Annotated in this window: 17 protein-coding genes, 1 pseudogene and 2 riboswitches; of the genes and pseudogenes, 9 read left to right on the forward strand and 9 right to left on the reverse strand. The window is 58.7% G+C overall.

The genetic code is table 11. The annotated features are described in order from the left end of the window. A pseudogene (locus WCG50_RS10935) lies at positions 1-327 on the forward strand (hypothetical protein); the annotation flags it as partial. 13 nt (positions 328-340) lie between these two features. Here the strand turns inward: WCG50_RS10935 and ipdC are convergent. Further along, positions 341-1963, reverse strand: a complete 1623-nt coding sequence (gene ipdC / locus WCG50_RS10940) for an indolepyruvate/phenylpyruvate decarboxylase (RefSeq protein ID WP_336899633.1) — start codon at positions 1961-1963, stop codon at positions 341-343. Between the two features lie 171 nt (positions 1964-2134). Next, a complete protein-coding gene (locus WCG50_RS10945; RefSeq protein WP_336899634.1) occupies positions 2135-2473 on the reverse strand; it encodes a J domain-containing protein in 339 nt (112 codons plus the stop codon). A 244-nt stretch (positions 2474-2717) separates the two neighbouring features. On the opposite strand from WCG50_RS10945, the gene WCG50_RS10950 reads away from it, so the two are divergent. Further along, positions 2718-3242, forward strand: coding sequence for a GNAT family N-acetyltransferase (locus tag WCG50_RS10950; RefSeq protein WP_336899635.1), 525 nt, complete (start codon positions 2718-2720; stop codon positions 3240-3242). A gap of 15 nt (positions 3243-3257) precedes the next feature. Here the strand turns inward: WCG50_RS10950 and WCG50_RS10955 are convergent, their stop codons facing one another. Both WCG50_RS10955 and WCG50_RS10960 read right to left on the reverse strand, forming a co-directional pair. Next, the gene (locus WCG50_RS10955; protein WP_336899636.1) at positions 3258-4376 is read right to left on the reverse strand and encodes a beta-ketoacyl-ACP synthase III; all 1119 of its coding nucleotides are present in this window, start codon (positions 4374-4376) and stop codon (positions 3258-3260) included. A gap of 158 nt (positions 4377-4534) precedes the next feature. Next, positions 4535-5005 carry an SRPBCC family protein gene (locus tag WCG50_RS10960; RefSeq protein ID WP_336899637.1) on the reverse strand — a complete coding sequence of 157 codons (471 nt, stop codon included), beginning with the start codon at positions 5003-5005 and terminating at the stop codon, positions 4535-4537. A 79-nt stretch (positions 5006-5084) separates the two neighbouring features. Here WCG50_RS10960 and WCG50_RS10965 point away from each other — a divergent pair, with 79 nt between their 5' ends. Further along, positions 5085-5624 (forward strand): cyclic nucleotide-binding domain-containing protein, encoded by a 540-nt coding sequence (locus WCG50_RS10965; RefSeq protein ID WP_336899638.1) that lies wholly within the window; start codon positions 5085-5087, stop codon positions 5622-5624. Here the strand turns inward: WCG50_RS10965 and WCG50_RS10970 are convergent. Further along, positions 5621-6007 carry a translational machinery protein gene (locus tag WCG50_RS10970; protein ID WP_336899639.1) on the reverse strand — a complete coding sequence of 129 codons (387 nt, stop codon included), beginning with the start codon at positions 6005-6007 and terminating at the stop codon, positions 5621-5623. The genes WCG50_RS10965 and WCG50_RS10970 overlap by 4 nt on opposite strands. A 111-nt stretch (positions 6008-6118) precedes the next feature. Between WCG50_RS10970 and WCG50_RS10975 the strand changes: the two genes are divergently transcribed. The 4 genes from WCG50_RS10975 (at position 6119) to WCG50_RS10990 (ending at position 10940) form a co-directional block, all read left to right on the forward strand. Further along, on the forward strand, positions 6119-7144 hold the full coding sequence (locus tag WCG50_RS10975) for a tRNA-dihydrouridine synthase (RefSeq protein ID WP_336899640.1): 1026 nt from the start codon (positions 6119-6121) through the stop codon (positions 7142-7144). Between the two features lie 29 nt (positions 7145-7173). Continuing rightward, on the forward strand, positions 7174-8280 hold the full coding sequence (locus tag WCG50_RS10980) for an S-(hydroxymethyl)glutathione dehydrogenase/class III alcohol dehydrogenase (protein ID WP_336899641.1): 1107 nt from the start codon (positions 7174-7176) through the stop codon (positions 8278-8280). A 116-nt stretch (positions 8281-8396) separates the two neighbouring features. Beyond that, on the forward strand, positions 8397-9254 hold the full coding sequence (gene fghA, locus WCG50_RS10985; protein WP_336899642.1) for an S-formylglutathione hydrolase: 858 nt from the start codon (positions 8397-8399) through the stop codon (positions 9252-9254). A gap of 72 nt (positions 9255-9326) precedes the next feature. After that, positions 9327-10940, forward strand: a complete 1614-nt coding sequence (locus tag WCG50_RS10990; protein ID WP_336899643.1) for a methyl-accepting chemotaxis protein — start codon at positions 9327-9329, stop codon at positions 10938-10940. A gap of 60 nt (positions 10941-11000) precedes the next feature. Here WCG50_RS10990 and gcvP read toward each other — a convergent pair whose 3' ends face one another. The 4 genes from gcvP to WCG50_RS11010 form a co-directional block, all read right to left on the reverse strand. Continuing rightward, on the reverse strand, positions 11001-13892 hold the full coding sequence (gene gcvP, locus WCG50_RS10995; RefSeq protein WP_336899644.1) for an aminomethyl-transferring glycine dehydrogenase: 2892 nt from the start codon (positions 13890-13892) through the stop codon (positions 11001-11003). Positions 13893-13907: 15 nt separating this feature from the next. Next, positions 13908-14276, reverse strand: a complete 369-nt coding sequence (gene gcvH / locus WCG50_RS11000) for a glycine cleavage system protein GcvH (RefSeq protein ID WP_336899645.1) — start codon at positions 14274-14276, stop codon at positions 13908-13910. 56 nt (positions 14277-14332) lie between these two features. Continuing rightward, the gene (gene gcvT / locus WCG50_RS11005; protein ID WP_336899646.1) at positions 14333-15490 is read right to left on the reverse strand and encodes a glycine cleavage system aminomethyltransferase GcvT; all 1158 of its coding nucleotides are present in this window, start codon (positions 15488-15490) and stop codon (positions 14333-14335) included. A 77-nt stretch (positions 15491-15567) separates the two neighbouring features. Next, positions 15568-15693: riboswitch (glycine riboswitch) on the reverse strand. Between the two features lie 21 nt (positions 15694-15714). Continuing rightward, positions 15715-15817: riboswitch (glycine riboswitch) on the reverse strand. A 40-nt stretch (positions 15818-15857) separates the two neighbouring features. Further along, positions 15858-17549, reverse strand: a complete 1692-nt coding sequence (locus WCG50_RS11010; protein ID WP_336899647.1) for an electron transfer flavoprotein-ubiquinone oxidoreductase — start codon at positions 17547-17549, stop codon at positions 15858-15860. A 134-nt stretch (positions 17550-17683) separates the two neighbouring features. Here WCG50_RS11010 and WCG50_RS11015 point away from each other — a divergent pair, with 134 nt between their 5' ends. Together WCG50_RS11015 and WCG50_RS11020 are read left to right on the forward strand one after the other, a co-directional pair. Next, a complete protein-coding gene (locus WCG50_RS11015) occupies positions 17684-18466 on the forward strand; it encodes an SDR family oxidoreductase (protein ID WP_336899648.1) in 783 nt (260 codons plus the stop codon). Positions 18467-18487: 21 nt separating this feature from the next. After that, positions 18488-19118 (forward strand): DMT family transporter (locus WCG50_RS11020; protein ID WP_336899649.1); only part of this gene is annotated, 631 nt, incomplete at its 3' end.

Genomic DNA, 19118 nt, shown 5'->3' on the forward strand with positions numbered 1-19118 from the left:
GCTTATGGCAAGAGCGCCAGCGTGACCCAGGAGCAGATGGTTTACTGCCTGTTCAAGCACACGGCTTCTCAGTTGTTTCGAGACATCGTGGTCCGGTCCGGCGAACGCTATCTGGTCCGTCCGGTGAGTTTGCGCATGATGCAAAGTCTGGTGGCCCTGATTGGCGTCAAGGTGGGGCAACGCACGCTGGGCAAAGCCGTTGCACGTTATGCCCCGGTGGTTGGTGCCATGGGGGTCGGCGCTTACGCCTATTACGACACCCAGCAGGTTGCCAAGACGGCCATCAGTTTGTTCAGCCACACCATCGATGTTGTGGTTGATGAATAAGCGCTGCGCCGGGTTATTTGACAGCGTTCAACCGCTTGACGCCTGCCACAAACCGCTCCAGCGTCGAGGACAGCACGCCTTTGGGAATCGTTACCTCGATCAATTGAAACCGGCCGCGCGTGACAACCGCTTTTTCAAGTGCTGCCTTCAGTTCTGCCCGAGTTCCTACGCGCACGCCATCGCCCCCCAAGCCTGAGGCCATTTCTGCGAAACCCCAATGCCCCAGGTCGTTGAATTTGGACTCGGGCTGGAAGGTGCGCAGCATCTCCCAACTGGCGTTGTTGAAGACCAGCACGATCGGGTCCCAGCCGTAGCGCTTGCAATTGCCCAGTTCCCAACCGGTCATCTGGAACGCGCCATCGCCCACCAGAATCAGCGGCCGTTGACCGGTTGCAGCTTGCAAGCCCAGTCCCGCCGGGACGCCAAAACCCATGGTGGCGTAATAGCCCGGCGCCACCAGCGCGGTGTGCTCGATCTCCATCGCGGTAAACAGGCAGTCGCCCATGTCGGAGGCAATCGGCATCTTGCCGTGGGCGGCCATCAGGTCGTTCACCGCCGTGGCGATGTCGGTCGGGGCGATGGCGGCCGAGTCGGCCTCCATGCCGTAATTGAAAGTTTGTGGCTTCACACGGATAACTTTTTCTTCTGCCCCCAGGCAAGTCAGCATGCGCTCCACCACCGAAGCCAGCGGCAATTGTGAGTAGGTGTGGTAGCCAATCGTGACACGGCCATCAAGCGCCTGAATCGTTTTGCGCATGTCGATCTTGGTCTCTGATACCGCAAAATTGGTGTCGCAAATAATCTCGCCCAGAAGGAACAGTCCGTCCGAGCTTTCCACCAGCTGCGTCACCTCCGGGAAACCGGCCACCCCCATGTAAGTGCCCACCAGCGGCGCATCCTGGTCGGCCAACAAGCCCCGGCCCATGAAGCTGGTCACCACCGGTATGCCCAGTCGGCGTGACAGCAGCGCCACCTTGTCTTCAAGGCCATAGCGGCGCACCTCGACTCCCGCCATCAAGACCGGTGACTTGGCTTGGGCCAATCGTTCCAGAATCTCGTCCACGCAGGCATTGAGCGCATCGGGGTCCACCAACATGGCCACTTCGGGAATGACGGGCGCACAGGGCATGGCCACCATGTCGCGTGGAATCTCGATGTAGACCGGTTCCGACTTGCGCAGGCAACTGGCGAGCACGCGGGCAATGTCGGCCGGTGCCCGCTCGGCGTCGTCCAGACGCACCTGGTCGCAGGTGATTTCCTTGAAGATCTGAAATTGTGAATCGAGCGTTTTGGCCTGATGGTGCAGCAACAAGCCAGAGCGTGATTCGCCCTTGCCGGGTCCACCCGACAGCACCACCAGCGGCGACTTCTCCGCAAACGCCGCCGCGACCGAGTTGATCATGTTCAAGGCACCCGCGCCATAGGTGACGGCCGCCACTCCGAGGCCGCCATTGATGCGCGCCGAGGCATCAGCTGCAAAGCCCACCGCCGGTTCGTGCGACAGGGTGTAAAGCGGCAGAATCTGCGATTCTTCGATGATGCGAAAGTAGGGCAGTGCAAAGTCGCCGGGAATGCCAAAAATCTGGCGCGCGCCGTGCGCCTTGAGCGCCAGCAGCAGGGATTCGGTGAGGTTCATGCGAGGTGTCTCCGGGTCAATGTTGTGGCGAAATTATGCGGTTTTCTGCGCGCACGAATCATTCGTAATTTCAGAATGGCACGCAACTAGCGCAGGTTTCATGCGCAAACAATCCAGTTAACCAAAACTTCAGTGCGTAAGTTTGGTTTGATACGCGGAAAAAATCAACGGTCAGACCAACGGCCTAAACACGAAAGCGCGCGACCCCGGCTGTGCGGGGGCTGATGTCGGCGTTCTGGCTGCAGTCGGCACGGCGCGACCCCGACGCTCCCGTACCGGGGAGCAAAACGCTTGGCTCCGGTCATAGTGCGCACGTTTGTAGGGGTCCGACAACACTGAATAAGCGAAATTAATTTGGGCCAACCGTTCACTGGTTTGTGTGCTGCCATGGTTCCGGTCCGGATGGTTAATTTGAACCAGACAGCGGTAGGCCGCCTTGATCACAGAAGCGCATGCCTGAGGGCTCACTTCTAGCGTGTCGTAGTGCGTGACGTCGTGTTTCATAAGCATGTGGTTGACCAAAAATCGGGCTAAAGGCAGCATCAATCGTCAGCTTTTTAAAGGGCGATGCACTTGCGAGTTATCAAAAGCTTCGTTTAGCAGTATCTTTTCTAGGGCGCAACACGGTGGCGCCTCCTGTTTCCTGCATGGGTCGCAGGGAGGGGTAATCGGGTAACTAGAAAATGGGCGGGCGAATGCGGCGACAATCCAACTCCAATTTTTAATATTAGCTGGGTCAACACCAGCGTTTTTCATGTCCGATACGTCCAACTTCGAAGTTCGCCCCGCCACCTTGCGCGATGCCAAGGCCATTGCTGAAATTCATGCCAGTTCCAACCAGGCCGCATTCAAGGCGCTGTTTCCCGGTGAAAAGGCGCCCACGGTCTCGGTCGACAAAGACCAGGCGTACTGGCGCGATGCAATTGAATTCAACGAGCCGCAGGTGTATGTGGCCGTCGATGAAGGCCAGATCGTTGGTTTTGTCGGGTTCGATCGTTCACGTGACCCGAAAACACCCAACACCATGGGTGAAATCTGGGCCATTTATGCCGCCCCCACCAACTGGGACCAAGGCGTGGGTCTGGCGCTGTGGGACGCCGCCCGTGACGGTTTGCTGGAAGAAGGTTGTACCAAGGTCTCGATCTGGGTGCCACTGGGCAACGAGCGAGCCCTGCGATTTCATGACTTGGCCGGCTTCAAGCGCGAAATGACCACGATCAAAACCGTGCCGATGGGCAATGTCAAGGTTGAAGAAATCCGCATGAAGCGCGACCTCTGATTCCGCTTTAACGCCTCAGGTGCGCCGCACCACCACACTGCCAATCGAATAACCTGCGCCAAACGAGCAGATCACCCCCATGTCGCCAGCTTGCAGGTCATCGTGGTGGCGGTGAAAGGCGATGATCGAACCGGCTGAGGCTGTGTTGGCGAATTCATTCAAAATCACTGGCGCATCGTCTGCAGTGGCATCGCGCCCCAGCAGTTTTCGGCCAATCAGCTGGTTCATGGCCAGGTTGGCTTGGTGCAGCCAGAAGCGGCGAACCCCGGTCGGCACCAGTTCATGCGCTGCCAGGTGCTGTGTGATGTGCTCAGCGGCCATGGGGCAAACCTCTTTGAACACCTTGCGGCCTTCCTGGTAGAAAAGCTGGTCCCGGTCTTCGGGGTTGCGGTCTTCACTGCGCGACATGAAGCCTGCGTTGTTGCGAATGTTGTTCGAGAACGTGGTGAGCAAGCGGGTGCCCAGAATCTCAAAGGCCCCGGCGGGGGCCAGGTCCAGCCGCTCAATCAGGATTGCGGTGCACACATCGCCAAAGATGAAGTGGCAGTCCCGGTCTTTCCAGGCCAGATGCGGCGAGGTGATTTCGGGGTTCACCACCAGAATAGCGCGAGCCGAGCCGCACTTGACGGCGTTGACCGCCATCTCGATGGCGAAAGTGGCCGAGGAGCACGCCACATTCATGTCAAAGCCAAAGCCCTTGATGCCCAGGGCGGTCTGAATCTCCACCGCCATGGCCGGGTAAGCGCGCTGCATATTGGCCGCCGCGCAAATGACGCCGTCAATGTCCTCGGGGTGTTTGCCTGCGCGGGCCAGCGCATCGCGGGCCGCCGACACGCCAATTTCGGCCATCAAGGAGATTTCCGTATCCGGTCGGGCCTGCAGGCGAGGGCGCATGCGCCGGGGGTCGAGCACACCGGTTTTTTCCATCACATAGCGTTGCTTGATGCCCGAGGCTTTTTCGATGAACTCGACGCTGGATTGTGGAATCGGTTGGCGCGTGCCGGCTGCGATGTCTGCGGCATGGGCCGCATTCTCTAAGTCGGCGAAGCTGTTGAAGGCGGCCACCAACTCGGCGTTGGTGATGATGTGCGGTGGAATATAAAGTCCGGTGCTACTGATGGCGACACGATGCATGATGCAGGTTCCAAAAAATATGGCGGGTTGGCACAGACCAATCGCGCCGATGATTATGCAGTGACGCTCCGCCTGCCGGATTCACCCATGTCAATGTAAGGTATTTGGGCTTCTAGCCCCCGTTGCATCTGCGTGAGTAGCTACTAAAATAGTAGCAATCAGACTTCGCCGCCAAAGCGTTTGGTCAGGTTGTCGATGTATTGCTCCACCATCTTTTCGAACTCGGCTTCCACCACTGGCGCCACCACCATTTTCATCAGGCCCGGCAGCGGCAAGGTGAGGTCGCCATTGATCTGCAACGCCACATGCGTGGATTTTTTCTTGTCGGTGATTTTCCAGTGGCCTGACACCAGTGCGTTGCCTTCGCCCTTCACCGGGGTCCATTGCACCGTGCCCTTGGTTGGGTTGGAAACGTACTTGGAGGCATAAATGGTTTGCAGGTTGACCGACGCGATGCCGATTTTTGCCATTTCCCAGCGGTAGACGCCGTCGCCGAGGTCCACCAGTTTGTCCACTTTGGGGAAGAAACTGGCCGAGGTGGGCACATGGGAGAGCACCTCAAAGACGTCCGAGGCGCTGGCTTTGACTTCAAACTCGTAGCCAAGATCTATGTTCACGTTGATGGTCATGAATTGCTCGCAAATTATGGGGGAATGTTTGGTTGATCATGTTACACGGCTGAATTCAAGGCGAGTAATATGAACGGCTATGAAAGTCGATCCCGCCATCATCCAAATTTTTGCCGAAAACGTTCGGGCAGAAATTATTCCACCCGCAGCGGTGGTCAAGCTTGACGGCGCCATCATTGAAAAAATCAAAAAAAATGTTCCTATTTTTACGGGCATGACACCGGATTGCCTGACGCGCACGCTCGCGGTGGCTGAGTATTTCCCAGTCAAGGCAGGCGAGGTGGTGTTCAACGAGCGCGATATTGGCGATTCGTTTTTCGTCGTGATCGGCGGTGAGGTTCAGATTGAAAAGCTCAGCAATGGCAAGTCAGTTCAACTGGCCCGGCTCGGTGCTGGCCATTGTTTTGGCGAGATGGCGCTGGTGGGCAACCACCTGCGCTCAGCCACGGTGCGCGCCAGCCGCGACACCGTGACCATGCGCTTTTACCGCGAGTTAATTGATGCCAACCCCGAAAGCGCCCATGTCATCTACCGCAATATTGCCACCATTCTGGCCAAAAGGCTGGACCAATCCAGTGTGACGCTGGCTGAGTTGGTCCGGCAAAACATGAGCCCTTAAGACAGCATCCGGTCCTTGGCCACAAAGTACTTACGCGCATATGCCACCAGTTGACCGTCACTCGGATGGTCGATGGTTTCTACCCCCACCACCTTGTCGGCCATCACTTGGTCGTGCGCATGGATATGCTTGATGAGTTGTAATTTGGCTTGCGCCGGACCCACCACCAGAATCTCTTGGGCGCCTGCCAAGGCTTCGACGATGGCGTGATAATAATTTTTGTCTTCGGCGGGGCGGCCCGACCCCAAGGCGCCACTTTTTGAGTGCAAATGTTTGTGCGGTTTGGTGGGGTGAATGATGGATTTTTCAACATCGTCGGCTGTGATGTGCATGACATGCGCTTCAGAGTGATCCAGCCAAACAACGGCATGGTAGTGAGACATATTTTTTCCTTTTGAGTGTGATAAAACTTCAGCTTATGCCCTTGTATGAACGACTTGTTGACCAAGGTCAAAATGGTCTGACTCCTACTTTTTTCCCTTTAACCTGAATTCATGACCATTCTTCTTGCGCCCATGGAGGGCCTGCTGGACTTTGTGCTGCGTGACATCCTGACCCGGGTCGGCGGAGTGGACCGCTGCGTCTCAGAATTCATCCGTGTCACCAACACCTTGTTGCCCGATCGGGTTTATTACCGCGTGGTGCCGGAGTTGCTCAATGGCGGACGAACCTTTGCCGGCGTGCCGGTGCGCGCCCAGTTGCTGGGCTCGGACCCGGTCTGCCTGGCCGAAAATGCCGCTTGTCTGGCCGCATTGGGCCCGGATGGGGTGGACCTGAACTTTGGCTGTCCGGCCAAAGTTGTCAACCGCCACGGCGGCGGAGCAGCCCTGCTGGACGACCCGGAATTGCTTTTGAAGATCGTCTCGGCGGTGCGCCGCGCCGTGCCCGCGCACTTGCCGGTGTCCGCCAAGATGCGACTGGGGTTTAACGACGACTCTCGCGCGGTGGAGTGTGCACTGGCAATTGAAGGGGGCGGTGCCACCGAACTGGTGGTGCACGCCCGCACCAAGGCCGACGCCTACCGCCCACCCGCCTATTGGGAGCGCATTGCCGACATTCGAGCCGCCGTGCAAATCCCGGTGGTGGCCAATGGCGAAATCTGGAATGTGCAAGACGCCTTGCGCTGCCGTGAGCTCTCGGGTTGCCACAGCTTGATGCTGGGCCGCGGCATGGTGACTGACCCGGGACTGGCGCTGGCCATTCGGGCCGCCACGCCACTTTCGCCTTCGCTGGCGGTGCCTTTGGCTGCGTCTGGGTTGCCACACGCTGTCGTGACTTGGCAGACATTGCTGCCGCTCATTGTTGATTTCTGGCAGTTGGTGTGCACCCGGCTGGAGCGCCGCCAGCAGGCCGGGCGACTCAAACAATGGCTCAATTTCTTGCGTCGCCGTTACCCCGAGGCTGAAGTGGCCTACATGGCGATGCGCACTTTTAACGACCCGGCGGATGTGGACCATTGGCTGGTCAGCGCCGGGCTGCACATTGACACGCGCGGATTCCTGCACCGCCATCCGCATTAACCCTTTTTTATTTTTGATCGAGAGACTTCATGAAAACAAAAGCAGCCGTCGCCTGGAAAGCTGGCGCCCCCTTGACCATTGAAACCGTTGACCTGGAAGGCCCCCGCTTTGGCGAGGTGCTGGTCGAGATCAAGGCCACCGGCATCTGCCACACCGACTACTACACGCTCTCTGGCGCCGACCCCGAAGGCATTTTTCCGGCGATTCTGGGCCACGAAGGCGCAGGCATTGTGGTGGACGTGGGGCCGGGTGTGGCCGGTCTGCAAAAGGGCGACCATGTGATTCCGCTGTACACCCCTGAGTGCCGCCACTGCAAGTTTTGCCTCTCGCGCAAAACCAATTTGTGCCAGCTGATTCGCGGCACGCAGGGCAAGGGCCTGATGCCCGATGCCACCAGCCGCTTCAGCCTGGATGGCAAACCTATCTTTCATTACATGGGCACCAGCACCTTCAGCAACTACACCGTGGTGCCCGAGATCGCTCTGGCCAAAATCCGCAAGGATGCGCCGTTTGACAAGGTCTGCTACATCGGCTGCGGCGTCACCACCGGCATTGGTGCCGTGCTGTTCACCGCCAAGGTGGAGGCGGGTGCCAATGTGGTGGTATTTGGGTTGGGCGGTATTGGTCTGAATGTGATCCAGGGCGCCAAGATGGTGGGCGCTGACAAGATCATCGGCGTCGACATCAACCCGGCACGGCAGGAAATGGCGCGCAAATTCGGCATGACGCACTTCATCAATCCGAAGGAAGTTGAGAACGTGGTGGACGCCATCGTTCAACTGACTGACGGCGGTGCCGACTACAGCTTCGAGTGCATCGGCAACACCCAGGTGATGCGCCAGGCGCTGGAATGCACGCACAAGGGCTGGGGCCGCAGCATCATCATCGGCGTGGCCGAAGCCGGGGCCGAGATCAGCACCCGGCCATTCCAGCTGGTGACCGGGCGCAAATGGGAAGGCTCGGCCTTTGGCGGCGCACGCGGCCGCACCGACGTGCCAAAAATTGTCGACTGGTACATGGAAGGCAAGATCAACATCGACGACCTCATCACCCACACCATGCCTTTGGAAGATATCAACAAAGGCTTCGACTTGATGAAGAGCGGCGAGTCCATCCGTGGCGTCGTGCTCTTTTAAAACCTTGTAGGACAGACCGCAGTGACACGAAGTGCACCAGCCCTGTCATAAACTGATACAAATTGGCCTCTAGCCACCGTACCATATGCGCGAGTAGCTATTAAATGAGTAGCATAATGAATCTTGAATCGATTGAACTTCTGAGCGAGCACGCCTGCTTTGGCGGCGTGCAGCGTTTTTACCAACACGCCTCCCGCGTGATTGGTTTACCCATGAAGTTTTCGGTCTACCTGCCACCGCAGGCCGCACATGGACCAGTGCCTGCCTTGCTGTTTCTGGCAGGACTGACCTGCAATGATGAAACCTTCATGGCCAAGGCAGGCGCGCAACGTGTGGCCGCCGAGTTGGGGCTGGCGCTGATTGCGCCCGACACCAGTCCGCGCGGCGCGGGTGTGCCGGGAGAGACCGATAGCTGGGACTTTGGTGTGGGTGCCGGTTTCTACCTGGATGCGACTCAAGCGCCCTGGTCAAAACACTACCGCATGGAAAGCTACCTCACCACAGAACTGCTGGCGCTGGTCGCGCGCGAGCTGCCGATTGATGCCGAACGCCTCGGTATTTTTGGACATTCCATGGGTGGCCACGGCGCCTTGACTTTGGCCCTGAAACACCCCGGCTTGTTCAAGTCGGTGTCGGCCTTTGCCCCGATTTGCGCCCCGACGCTTTGCCCTTGGGGTCAGAAAGCCTTTGCGGGTTATTTGGGGGCAGATGAAAGCACCTGGGCGGCGCACGATGCCACGGCACTGATGCGTGAATGCAATACAGCGTCGTACCCGGCGGGCATCCTGATCGATCAGGGCTTGGCCGACAAGTTTTTGCCCAGTCAATTGAATCCCGATGCATTTGAAACTGCCTGCGACAAGGCCGGGCAACCCTTGACCTTGCGTCGTCATGCCGGTTATGACCATGGGTATTACTTTATATCCACCTTCATGGCCGACCACTTGGCGCACCACGCACTGACATTAGTTTAAATTTTCTCTTAATAGTTTGAACTAGAACGTACGTGCGTCCTAGAATTGTCCTTGCATAAGAAGGAGAATTACATGTTGGGAAATATCAAGATCACGCAGCGCTTTGTGGCTGTAATCGTCATTTACTCGATTGCCTTCGCCGCCGTGATGGGCGTGAGTCTCTGGGGTTTGATGTCAGCCCGGGACAGTCTCAAGACGGTGCATGACGATGCCATGAAACCCGCGCTGCTGGCAGCCGAGTCCATCGACAAGATTGTGCAGAACCGCCTGCAAATTCTGCTGGCATTCCAGCATGCGCCTGATGGCCCACTGGCAGCCATCCACACCCACCCTACCAACGCACACATCGATGCCATTGCCGCAAACCGGCTTGAAGCAAACAGAATTTTCAAGGACATGGAATCTTCTGTGTCAGGCCCCGATGAAAAAGCGATTTTTGAGCAAGCTAAAAATTCCCGTGGTCCTTGGCGCGACAAGCTTGATCAAGTGGTCACAGCGATTCAAGCGGGCGACTTCAGCTCTGCCACCATGGCATTCTTTCTGCAGGCGGGTCGGGTAGAGGCCGAAGCTTCCGTGAAGTCGCTGATCGTATATCGGGACCACCAAGTCAAAAAGGCTGCTGATTCTTACAAAGCGGCGGATGATCGCTATCAAAATGCGCTGATTGTTTTTGTATTGGCCATATTGTTGGGTGGTGTACCCGCAGTGGTCATGACACTCTTGCTGCTGTCACGGTTACGTGCCGGTTTCGAACTGGCCGATAAAACTGCCACGGCGATTGCGGACGGGGACTTGTCGCAAACCGTACCCCATGCCGGCGGCGATGAAATCGGTCACCTGCTGACTCAGATGGAGACCATGCGCAGTAACTTGCATCGCGTCATCCACCAGGTGCGCAATGGTTCCGACGCCATTGCCAGCGCCGCCAGCGAAGTCGCTACTGGCACGCTGGATCTGTCCAATCGCACGGAGAGTCAGGCCAGTTCATTGGAACAGACGGCCGCAGCTTCTGAAGAATTGGCCAGCACGGTGCAAAACAACGCTGACAATGCCCACCAGGCCAACCAACTCGCCTCCTCAGCCTCTGAAGTCGCGAGCCAGGGGGGTGCCGTGGTGACACAGGTCGTGGAGACCATGGAAGCCATCAACACCTCGTCGCGCAAAATTGTGGACATCATCAGCGTGATTGATGGCATTGCCTTTCAGACCAATATTTTGGCTCTGAACGCTGCTGTGGAGGCGGCCCGTGCCGGGGAGCAAGGACGTGGTTTTGCGGTGGTCGCGTCTGAAGTGCGTTCGCTGGCGGGTCGCAGTGCCGAAGCGGCACGCGAGATCAAGATATTGATCTCTGACTCCGTTGAAAAGGTCGGCGTGGGTACCCATCAGGTGGCCCAGGCCGGTGCGACGATGCAGGAAATCGTGACAAGCATCCGGCGCGTGGCCGATATCGTGGCCGAAATTGCTTCTGCCAGCCGTGAGCAATCGGCCGGCATTGCGCAGATCAACCAGGCCGTGACCCAACTCGATGGTGTGACGCAGCAAAATGCGGCGTTGGTGGAGGAAACCTCCGCCGCGTCCAGTGCTTTGCAGCAGCAGGCCCATGAGTTGGCCAAGTTGGCTGCCTCGTTCAAGCTGGATGAACATGACGGGTCAAGAAGCCTGCAAACGAGGGCCCGTTTGCATTAACCTCCAGGCCATGCAGCCTACGCGCCGTGCTAGTTATAGCGCGGCGTTTTTACTTCTGGATCAAGCGTAGTCGCTCACCGGCACGCAAGAGCAAAACAGGTTGCGGTCGCCATAGACGTTGTCCACGCGTCCAACGGGCGGCCAGTATTTCACCTGCTTGAGTGTCGTCAGCGGAAAGCCGCCAACTTCGCGTGAGTAGGGACGGTCCCAGTCAGCACCCATCAAGGACGCGGCGGTGTGCGGGGCGTGCTTCAGGGGGTTGTTGTCCTTTGGCCATTCACCGCTTTCCACCTTCGCAATTTCGCCGCGAATGGCGATCATGGCGTTGATGAAACGGTCCAACTCATCCAGTGTTTCGCTTTCGGTTGGCTCGACCATCAGCGTGCCGGGCACCGGAAAACTGAGCGTGGGGGCGTGAAAGCCATAGTCCATCAAGCGCTTGGCCACGTCTTCGGCCGAGATGCCGTTGGCGCCGCCACTGCTTTCCTTCAAAGGCCGCAAGTCCAGAATGCACTCGTGCGCCACATGGCCGTTGGCGCTGGCGTACAGCGTGGGGTAGTGGTCTTTCAAGCGGGCGCTGATGTAGTTGGCGGCCAGAATCGCAATCTCGGTCGCCGACTGAAGGCCGTCAGGGCCCATCATGCGGCAGTACATCCAGCTGATCGGCAACACCGCCGCATTGCCCAAAGGCGCCGCAGAAATGGCACCCACACCCTGGCTCGGGATGCCGCCGGTGGCATGACCTGGCAAGTAAGGCACCAGATCGGCCACGACGCACACCGGACCCACACCGGGGCCGCCACCGCCGTGCGGGATGCAGAAGGTCTTGTGCAGGTTCAGGTGGCTGACGTCGCCGCCAAACTCGCCCGGAGCCGCAACGCCGACCAGTGCATTCATGTTGGCACCGTCGACGTAGACGCGGCCACCGTGCGAATGCACCAGGGCGCAGAGTTCTTTCACGCTGGTCTCGAACACGCCGTGCGTGCTGGGGTAGGTGATCATCACAGCGGCCAGGTGGGCGCTGTGTTGTTCGCACTTGGCTTTCAAGTCAGTCATGTCGACATTGCCTTGCGCGTCGCAAGCCGTCACCACCACCGTCATGCCGGCCATGTGGGCGCTGGCCGGGTTGGTGCCGTGCGCGCTGCTCGGGATCAGGCAGATGTTGCGGTGCCCTTGGCCCTGGGCTTCATGGAACGCCTTGATCACCAGCAACCCGGCGTACTCGCCTTGCGAGCCGGCATTGGGTTGCAGGCTGATGCCGGCGTAACCGGTGGCCTGGCACAACCAGGCGCGCAGTTGCTCGTCCAGTTCTTTGTAGCCTTGCAACTGATCGTGCGGGGCAAACGGGTGAATCGCCGCAAACTCGGGCCAGGTGATCGGGATCATCTCACTCGTGGCGTTGAGCTTCATGGTGCAACTGCCCAGCGGGATCATGCTGCGGTCCAGCGCCAGATCCTTGTCACTCAAGCGACGGATGTAGCGCAGCATGCCGGTCTCTGAGTGGTGCGTGTTAAACACTGGGTGCGTCAAAAAGGCGCTGGTGCGGCGCAGGGTGCTTGGCAGCAGCGTCGCCGCTGTTTGCTCGAACGCGGCCACGGTGGGCAGCGCCTGTCCATCTTTGGCAAAGAAGGACCAAAGCTGCTCGATATCAGCGCGGGTAGTGGTTTCGTCCAGCGAGACACTCAGACTCGTTTGTGAGGAAAATCGGAGGTTAGCCCCCGCTGCTACTGCGCGAGCAGCTATCAAATCAGTAGCGCCGACGGTGTCGATGGTGAGGGTGTCAAAGGCGGTGGTGTTCAGGGCCGGGTAACCCATGGCCTGCAAACCACGCGCCAATACGGCGGTGAAAGCCGCGACGCGCTGGGCAATGCGAACCAGGCCAACCGGGCCGTGGTAGACAGCAAACATGCTCGCCACTACCGCTGGCAACACCTGCGCGGTGCAGATGTTGGAAGTGGCTTTTTCACGGCGAATGTGCTGCTCGCGGGTTTGCAACGCCAGACGGTAAGTGGGTGCGCCATGCACATCGATGCTGACGCCGACCAGACGGCCGGGCATCGAGCGTTTGAACTCGTCGCGGCACGCCATGTAAGCGGCGTGCGGACCACCGTTGCACAGCGGCATGCCAAAGCGCTGGGTTGTGCCCACGGCAATGTCGGCACCCAACTCGCCAGGAGGCGTGAGCAAGGTGAGGGCCAGCAGGTCGGCCGCCACGATGACTACGCCGCCGATGTCCTTGTAGGCCGCCATAAATTCGCGGTCATCGCGCACCACGCCGCTTGTGCCGGGGTACTGCAGCAGCATGCCAAAGCTGGTTTCAGCCAGCGCTTCGTCGCCGTTGCAAACCTTGACGGTGATGCCCAACGGTTTGGCGCGGGTGCGGATCACTTCCAGCGTTTGCGGCAGCACTTCGCTGTCCACCAAGAATGTGGTGGATTTAGACTTGCCCACGCGCAGGGCCAGCGTCATGGCTTCAGCCGCGGCGGTAGCTTCGTCGAGCATCGAGGCGTTGGCCATCGGCATGCCCGTCAGGTCGGCGATCATGGTCTGGAAGTTGACCAGCGCCTCCATACGGCCCTGGCTGATCTCGGCCTGGTAGGGTGTGTAAGCGGTGTACCAGGCCGGGTTTTCCAGGATGTTGCGCAGAATCACGCCGGGCGTGTGGGTGTCGAAATAACCCTGGCCGATGTAGTTCTTGAACACCTTGTTCTTTGATGCAATCGCTTTCAACTCTGCCAGCGCAGCCGCTTCAGTGATAGCGGCCGGAATCGCCATGGCTGTGCTGCGGGCAATCGAGCGCGGCACGATGCCGTCGATCAGCTCGCGGCGCGAGTCGGCGCCCACGACCTTGAGCATCAGTTGTTCATCTTGCTCATCAATACCGATGTGACGGGCGATGAATTCGCTGGCGTTTTCCAGCTCGCAGAGGGTTTTGGCGGATGGCATCAACATAAGAAGGTTCCTGGATCAGGCGGCGGAGAAACTGGTGTAGCTGGTCTCGTCCATCAGGGCGTCCAACTCGGCCGGGTTAGACAACTTGACCTTGAAGAACCAGCCGGCGCCCATCGGGTCGGAGTTGGCCAGCGAGGGGTCGTCACGCAGGGCTTCGTTGACTTCGGTGATCTCGCCGGTGACGGGCATATAGACGTCTGCAGCGGCCTTGACCGACTCCACGACACCGGCGATGTCTTTGGCAGCAAAGGTGGTGCCGACGGCGGGCAGTTCGACAAACACAACGTCACCCAGCGCATCTTGTGCGTGGTGGGTGATGCCAACGACAGCGTGGTCGCCGTCAACTTTGAGCCATTCGTGGTCGGGTGTGTATTTGATCGTCATGGTGAGGTCCTGAATAAAAATGAAGTGAATAAAAAGGAAGAGTCGCGCTTGAAAATTTAACCGCGGAAGTAGTTGGTCGGCACAAACGGCATGGCCACCACTTGCATGGGCACCGGTTTGCCACGCACCATCGCGTTGATTTTGGTGCCCAGCGCTGCAAATTCTGGTGGCACATAGCCCATCGCCACCGGTTGGTTGATCGTGGGGCCCAGCAAGCCGCTGGTCACTTCGCCAATCGGCTGGCCGTTCAGGTCTTGCAAGGGCGTGTGGTCGCGCACGGGAATCCGCTCCAGCGCCATCAATCCAACACGTTTTCGGGTTGTAGCCCCCGTGTTACCTGCGAGTTGCGCTAGTATTTTAGTAGCACCCGGGAAGCCGCCTGCGCGGGCGCCATCGGCCCGGCGCACCTTTTGCAGCGCCCAGTTCAAGCCCGCTTCCACCGGGGTGGTGGTGGTGTCGATGTCGTTGCCGTACAGGCACAGTCCGGCTTCCAGGCGCAGCGAGTTGCGGGCGCCGAGGCCTACGGGTTTGACTTCGGGCTGTGCCAAAAGGGTGTTGGCGAGTTTGGCGACGTCGTCGGCATGCACTGAAATTTCAAAACCATCCTCGCCGGTGTACCCGCTGCGGGTGATGAAACACGAAACGGTTTGTGCGCCGCAAGCCACTTCAAACTGACCGCCGGTCATGAACACCAGCTTTTCAATGCCGGGGCACAGACGTTGCATGGCGGTGATGGCTTGCGGTCCTTGCAGTGCCAACAGTGCACGCTCGGGCATCGGAATGACCTGGCAACGGCTGCCGATTTTGGCCTGGATGTGGGCGATGTCGTTCACCTTGCACGCACCGTTGACGATGACAAAAATATCGCCGCCGTTGGCGTAGTCGCGGTTCACAAACATCAGGTCGTCGATGATGCCGCCTTCGTCGTTGAGCAGCAGGCCGTAGCGCTGTTTGCCCACGGGCAGGTCAATCACATCGACCGGCATCAGACTTTCAAAAGCGGCAGCGGCATCTGGCCCGGCCAGGCGCAACTGGCCCATGTGTGAGACGTCAAACAGACCGGCGGCGGTGCGGGTGTGAATGTGTTCGGCCATCAGTCCAGCCGGGTATTGCACCGGCATCGAGTAGCCAGCAAAAGGCACCATGCGCGCGCCCAGTGACACATGCAAGTCGTTCAGCGGAACCAGTAAAAGATTGTCGGGCGTGGTGGCCATGGGGTGAACTCCAGGAGAGAGAAAAAGGGACCAAGGGCAGGGGGCAAATCAAATGCCACGACCCCGGGTCATGGTTTTTTGCCCCCGCTGTCCGCTTTACCTGAGAGATTCGCCGGGTCTGCGTTTGCCGTGGCGGCATGCAGACTGCGGGTTGCTCCTTCGGTGGACTGCATTCAATGCAGCCTCTCTCCAGTGGGGATACGTTGCTCGGTTTTTCAACCTTGAAACGTTTGTCAGTCCTTTTGCCTGAGCGTTCAAACTGCTGCAATCAGCGGCTCTGCGCCTTCGGCGGCCGCCTCTTGGGCGGCTCTCTCCTGAACGGCGAGATTCTACTATCCTGAATTCGCCCGTGGCTGGAATTGAAAATTTACATGCCCGCGTAATTGGGTCCACCGCCGCCTTCCGGCGTCACCCACACAATGTTTTGGGTCGGGTCCTTGATGTCGCAGGTCTTGCAGTGCACGCAGTTTTGCGCGTTGATCTGCAAGCGGTCCGTGTTGTCGGGGTTCTTGACGAATTCATAGACACCGGCCGGGCAGTAGCGTGCCTCCGGGCCGTCAAATTGGGCCAGGTTGACGTTGACCGGCACCGAGGCGTCTTTCAATGTCAAGTGCGCGGGTTGCTGTTCTTCGTGGTTGGTGTTGCTGATGAAGACGCTGCTCAGGCGGTCAAACGTCAACTTGCCATCGGGTTTGGGATAAACAATAGGCTGGCATTCGGCTGCCGGTTTCAGGTAGGCGTGATCAGCTTTGCTCCGGTGCATGGTCCAGGGCATGTTGCCTTTCAATGCAAATTGCTCCAGCCCGTTCATCAGCGCGCCCACAGTCAGGCCCTTTTTGAACCAGGCCTTGAAGTTGCGTGATTTGTTCAACTCGGTATGTAGCCAACTGGCCTCAAACGCTTCCGGGTAGGCGCTCAGTTCATCGTGCTGGCGGCCAGCGGCGAGGGCGTCAAAGGCGGCTTCGGCCGCCAGCATGCCGGTCTTGATGGCGGCGTGGCTGCCCTTGATGCGGCTCACGTTCAAGTAACCGGCATCGCAGCCAATCAATGCACCGCCTGGGAACACCGTTTTTGGCAAGGACAAAATACCGCCGGCGGTGATGGCGCGGGCGCCGTACCCCAGTCGTTTGGCGGTCACTTCGCCTTGGTCGTTTTCAAAGTAATAGCGAATGTTCGGGTGGGTTTTCCAGCGCTGGAATTCTTCAAACGGACTCAGGTACGGGTTGGCATAGTCCAGCCCGGTGATGAAACCCAGGGTGATTTTGTTGTCCTCCATGTGGTACAGAAACGAGCCGCCATAGGTGTCGTTTTCCATGGGCCAACCGGCGGTGTGCATAACAAAACCCGGCTGGTGGCGAGACGGGTCAATCTCCCACAGTTCCTTGATACCAAGTGCGTAGGTTTGCGGGTCACGGCCCTCGTCGAGCTTGAATTTGGCGATCAGTTGCTTGCCCAAATGGCCGCGTGCGCCTTCGGCAAACACGGTGTACTTGCCCAGCAACTCCATGCCAATCTGGAAGTTCTCGCCGGGCTCGCCGTCCTTGCCAACCCCCATGTTGCCGGTGGCCACGCCCTTGACCGAACCGTCGTCGTTGTACAGCACTTCAGCCGCAGCAAAGCCGGGGAAAATTTCGACGCCCAAGGCTTCGGCCTGTTCTGCCAGCCAGCGGGTGACGGCACCCAGGCTGACAATGTAGTTGCCGTGGTTTTGAAAGCAGCCCGGCAGAAACATATTGGGGGTGCGAAAGCAGGTTTTTTCGCTCAAAAAAGTCATCGCGTCGTCGGTCACCGGTTGGTGCAAGGGCGCGCCCATCGCTTTCCAGTTGGGGAAGAGTTCATTCATGGCAATCGGGTCCATGATGGCGCCTGACAAAATATGCGCGCCAGGTTCCGAGCCTTTTTCCAGCACCACAACCGAGATTTCCTTGCCTTTTTCCAGTGAAAGTTGCTTCAGTCGAATGGCAGTGGCCAAGCCACCGGGGCCGCCTCCGACCACGACCACGTCGTACTCCATGGCTTCGCGGGGGCCGAACTGCGACAGTATTTCCTGGTTTGTCATGGTGTGTCTCGTTTGATAATAGGTTGTTGTTTTTAATTGACTTGAGCCGGTTGATTGTGAACTGCCAAAAGGTTTTCGGGGCTTGATTTGTCACAATAGTACGGTCGTACTATTTTATTAACGGAGATTTGAAAATGGCGTACAGCATTGATCTTTCGGGCCGCGTGGCGTTCATCACAGGCGCCTCCAGCGGGCTGGGCGCGCAGTTTGCCAGAACGCTGGCCAGCGCGGGCGCCGCCGTGGTGCTGGCCAGTCGACGGGTTGAAAAACTCAAGGACTTGCGGGCTCAGATCGACGGCGAGGGCGGTGACGCGCATGTGATTGAGTTGGATGTGACGGACCTCAGTTCGATCAAGTCAGCCGTCGCCCATGCTGAAACCGAAGTCGGCTCCATCGATATTCTGGTCAACAACTCGGGCGTCAGCACCACACAGCGTATTCAGGATGTGACGCAAGACGACTTTGACTTCACCTTTGACACCAATGTTCGGGGTGCCTTTTTTGTGGCGCAAGAGGTCGGCAAGCGCATGCTGGCGCGGGCCCAAGGCGCCGCACCGGGCAGTTATACCGGCGGGCGCATTGTCAACATTGCCTCGATGGCGGGCTTGCGTGTGCTGCCGCAAATTGGCGTCTACGCCATGAGCAAGGCGGCGGTGGTGCAAATGACCAAGGCCATGGCGCTGGAGTGGGGCCGGTTTGGCATCAATGTCAACGCCATTTGCCCGGGCTACATCGACACCGAACTTAACCACCTTCATTGGGACACCGAGCAAGGCCGGAAACTGGTCAATATGCTGCCGCGCAAACGGGTCGGGCAACCCAAAGACCTGGATGCGGTGCTGATGATGCTGTGCTCCGATGAAAGCCACTTCATCAACGGCGCCATCATTTCTGCCGACGATGGTTTTGGGGTTTAAGTCGTTTCCTTGGGCGCCCGCATGCTGAAGGGAATTTCGGCAGGCTTGGCTGCAGGCGCCTTGTGGGGGCTGGTTTTCGTGGTGCCGCGCATGACGCAAGGCTTGTCATCGGTCGACCTGACGGCGGGTCGCTTTGTCAGCTATGGCGCCATGGCCGCGCTGGTGATGGGACTGACCTGGCGCTCGCATTCCTGGCCCACTGCCCAGCAGGCCCTGGCCGCGCTGGGAATGAGTGTGCTGGGCGCGACGGCCTACTACTTGCTGCTGGCGCTGGCCATCCACCATGCGGGTACTGAAGTGCCGACGCTCATCATTGGCACCATTCCCATTTGGGTCATGCTGCTGGGCAAGCCGCTGGGGTTGACCTGGTCTTCCTTGGCGCCCGGTTTGGTGCTGACGGGCGCGGGTCTGGTGCTGATGATGAAAGCAACACTGGGGGTCCCGGTCATGGGCGGTGTCGTTGGTGTTGATTTTTGGTGGGGCGTGGCGCTGGCCACGGCCGCCATGCTGTGCTGGACGGCGTTTGCCATTTTGAACGCAGCCTGGCTCAAGCGCCACCCCGAGGTGAGCGCCACCGAGTGGACCAACTGGCTGGGAATTGCCACGGGCTTGGGCGCGTTGCTGCTTTGGGTATTTGCCGGTTCAAGCACAA

The sequence above is a fragment of the Rhodoferax sp. genome (genome assembly GCF_037143375.1).
Classification (GTDB): Bacteria; Pseudomonadota; Gammaproteobacteria; order Burkholderiales; family Burkholderiaceae_C; genus Rhodoferax.